At 41.9% G+C, this 3410-nt stretch carries 4 protein-coding genes and 1 pseudogene; 4 read left to right on the plus strand and 1 reads right to left on the minus strand.

Annotation, left to right across the window (positions count from 1 at the left end; all coding sequences use genetic code 11):
- The 3 genes and pseudogenes from IM477_RS22995 to IM477_RS06700 all read left to right on the plus strand — a co-directional run.
- Positions 1–126: pseudogene (locus tag IM477_RS22995) on the plus strand (RNA-guided endonuclease TnpB family protein); the annotation flags it as partial.
- A 123-nt stretch (positions 127–249) separates the two neighbouring features.
- Entirely contained in the window at positions 250–948 is a 699-nt protein-coding gene (gene ubiE / locus IM477_RS06695; protein ID WP_287731035.1) for a bifunctional demethylmenaquinone methyltransferase/2-methoxy-6-polyprenyl-1,4-benzoquinol methylase UbiE, read from the plus strand.
- Positions 949–983: 35 nt separating this feature from the next.
- Positions 984–2222 carry a DUF445 domain-containing protein gene (locus IM477_RS06700; RefSeq protein WP_287731036.1) on the plus strand — a complete coding sequence of 413 codons (1239 nt, stop codon included), beginning with the start codon at positions 984–986 and terminating at the stop codon, positions 2220–2222.
- A gap of 51 nt (positions 2223–2273) precedes the next feature.
- Here the strand turns inward: IM477_RS06700 and IM477_RS06705 are convergent, their stop codons facing one another.
- Positions 2274–2978 carry an LmeA family phospholipid-binding protein gene (locus IM477_RS06705; RefSeq protein ID WP_287170355.1) on the minus strand — a complete coding sequence of 235 codons (705 nt, stop codon included), beginning with the start codon at positions 2976–2978 and terminating at the stop codon, positions 2274–2276.
- A 315-nt stretch (positions 2979–3293) separates the two neighbouring features.
- Here IM477_RS06705 and IM477_RS06710 point away from each other — a divergent pair.
- Positions 3294–3410, plus strand: a 117-nt coding sequence (locus IM477_RS06710) for a transposase family protein (RefSeq protein WP_287705283.1), incomplete at its 3' end; no start/stop codon positions are given.

The following is a 3410-nucleotide window of genomic DNA, read 5'->3' on the forward strand; positions in this document are numbered from 1 at the left end:
AAGGGATTAAGTAGCGTGGGGCGCACGCAAACTTTAAACGCTTCGGGAGAGATTCCCTCTTGGTTGGTTGGAGAAATCCTGCTTGCTAACGGAGACTCAATGAACGAAGAATCCCCGTCTCTTTAGAGCGGGGAGCGTCAAGACGGGGCTTGTACCCAGATTTTCGGTCAACAGCTTATCCCCGTGGGCGGAGATAAGATAGAATGATATAACGTCATCTGGGATTTTCTCCGGTGCTATATTATAAAAATGTCCAATCAATCCTCACTTAACCCCACAGAAATACAAGCAATTTTTGATCAGATCGCTCCCGAATATGACCGACTCAATCAAGAATTAAGTTTAGGATTACACCGCGTCTGGAAATTAATGACAGTCAAGTGGTGTCAACCCGAAAAAGGGGATTTTGCCCTCGATGTCTGTTGTGGTAGCGGCGACCTGACTAACCTATTATCAAAACAAGTGGGTAAAACTGGCAAAGTGATCGGACTAGATTTTTCCCCACAACAATTAAAAATCGCCCGTCAACGTTTTAGCGCCACTAATATTAACTGGATGGAAGGGGATGCCCTCAATTTACCCTTTGCCGATTCTAGCTTTGATTGTGCCACTATAGGCTATGGATTACGCAATGTGGTCGATATTACCCAATGTCTGGGGGAATTATACCGAGTCCTGAAACCGGGTGCTAAAGCGGCGATTCTTGACTTCCATCAACCCACCGAAACCATCGCCAAACTATTCCAAAACTGGTATCTCGAGCATATCGTCGTTCCGGCTGCCGAGCGCTACGGCTTAACTGACCAGTACGCTTATATTAGTCCCAGTATCGATCGCTTTCCCCTGGGCCCAGAACAGGTAAAATTAGGCTATCGGTCGGGATTTTCCGGTGCCGTTCACTATCCACTCCTAGCAGGACTGATGGGAGTGTTAGTCTTGAAGAAATAACTTACTCACATTTCCGTTTATTTTTTGCTGCTAAATTGAATCTCCCTACTCTTTGGACATGGCTCTTACCGCCGATCGCGGGGGCAATTATTGGCTATTTTACGAACGATGTAGCCATAAAAATGCTATTTCGTCCCTACAAAGCGATTTATATCGGTAAGCGTCCTCTTCCCTTCACCCCGGGGCTAATTCCTCGCAATCAAGATCGATTAGCTGTCCGGGTATCGGATACGATCATGGGTTCCCTGTTAACTCCCGAGGAACTACAAAAACTGGCTAAACGACTCCTCGACACCGAAAGGGTACAGGGGGCGATACTCTGGCTGTTACAATTAGCTTTAAAACAAATAAAAGGCGATCGGCAAGCAAAAACCGCCGAGATTTTGGCGGCGATTCTTCACGATTTATTCGGGGAATCTTTAGCGAAATTACTAAAAGTTTTAGCCCGACGGCAGGACTTTTTAGAAAAACAGATCAATCAAATTTTTGATCGCCTAGTCTTAGAATTTTCTCTCAGTGAACAACAGGCGCGACAATTCTCCGATTGGCTATTAGAAACTGTCTTACCTGCTGATGTTATCCGTCTAGCTTTAATCGATTTTTTAACCGATCGCAATATTCAAGTTATCGATGAAGGATTTCGGGAAAAAACCAGTGGAACCTATTGGGTAGTAGCCAATTTATTCGGTTTACGCAATGCCCTCGCTCGCTTACGCACTTTTTGCCTTGATGAAAAGGATTTAGCTAATACCAGAATCAAAGAATTATTACTATCTTTAGAGATGCGTAATCGTCTGAAAAACTGGTTACAAGGTATCTCTTTGCAAAATTTACCTATCTCCACCGTCAGACAATTGCGTAAAACCACTAGGGATACGGTGCGAATTTATATTCAAGAAAGTGGCGAACAATTTCTGCAAGATTTTGGACAAACGATCGACTGGGATCAAATCGCTAATTTAATTATTAATCGTCTGCAATCTTCGGAGTCAATGACTACATCATTAGGGGTAATTAGTCAAGAGTTAGCGTTAATTTTAGAGCGTTATTTAGAGGAAGATTTAGAGAAATTAGTCGCCCAAATTATCCCGATTCTCAACATCGATCAGGTAATCCGCGATCGGGTGAATGCCACTTCCCCGGCCGATCTGGAAAATGCTATTCAAGGCATTGTTAAACAGGAATTACAGGGAATTGTTAATCTTGGTGGTATTCTCGGTCTTCTAGTTGGACTAATACAAACAATTATTTTAATCGCACAGAATCCGGGGTAATAATTAGGTGGGTTAAACTAAGTTAACCCACCGGAATCATCCCGTTTATTTTTAAGGTAAAATCAAAAAACTTCCCTGACAGAAAAGAGTTTGATCGTCGAGAATAAAAGATTTAATCTCCACATCTTTGCCTAAATCGACGGTAAAGGGTTGCAAATCAATAGATAAATCTGGGGCTAAACCTTGCCATTGTCGGGGACTAATCCCTAAAGTGCGGGCATCTTTTAAGGTGATATCAGCAGTAAAAATTACTTCTGCACCTGTTTCTCTATGGCCGAGAAGAGAGAAATAGCCCTGATTTAGAAGAACATTTTTCCAGTTAAAACGCTGTTGTGAGATAATTTCTCTGGCGTTAACAATTCCGTTATTTTCTAGGGAAAAAATTAGTAAATCCGCCAAAGCATTAACCAAAATAGTCGAGGCGATCGAATTATTTAAATCCTGTTCGTTAATTTCTACCTCACCGCTAACCCGAATAGGTTCCAAAATTTTTAGGGGTTTCCCTCGCAAAACCTGCCCGATATTAAGACGAATATTTTCCCCTCTTAATTGCGCTTTACCTAGATGTAAACCTTGATAAATCGCTTTTCCTACGGCCAAAAATACCCCAGGGATATAACCGCGCAAAATTTGCCGATCATGACCTTGCAGCTGCATTTCTAAATCTTCTATCTGTTCTACTTGCGTTCTTAAGAACAGGCGTACTGCTGGCGGCAAAACCTTACTAATAATCTCACTTTGAGTATTAACCCACATAAACGTTATCTCACTCACTCCACAATTTTTCTAATTGTAACAGAGCTAGATCGATCGAACCATGAGGGGCTGCCGTCAGCTATCATACTAAATCCGTTGAGTACAGGCTAGTTATGAGGAGAGGCAAAAGGCAAAAGGCAAGAGGCAAAGGGAAATAAATAATCAGTTTTTAAGTAGGTAGGCGTTAAAAATTATCAGATGCCCCCCTTATCAAGGGGGGAAGGGTAGGGCTGTTTCATTCTCCCATCAGAATATCAAAAGTAAAAGCGATCACTGTCAGGTAAAATGAGGAGTGACCGGCAACTTTTCAAATATATGTTGAGCTTAATAGAAAAACTAAAACAAGTCAAGGACTTTCGGAAAGATAAAGGAAAAAGACACCCTTTATGGATAGTATTAGTAGTAATAATACTGGGAACAATGCTAGGATAC

It is taken from the genome of Microcystis sp. M090S1 (assembly GCF_020246295.1).
Taxonomy (GTDB): Bacteria; Cyanobacteriota; Cyanobacteriia; order Cyanobacteriales; family Microcystaceae; genus Microcystis; species Microcystis aeruginosa.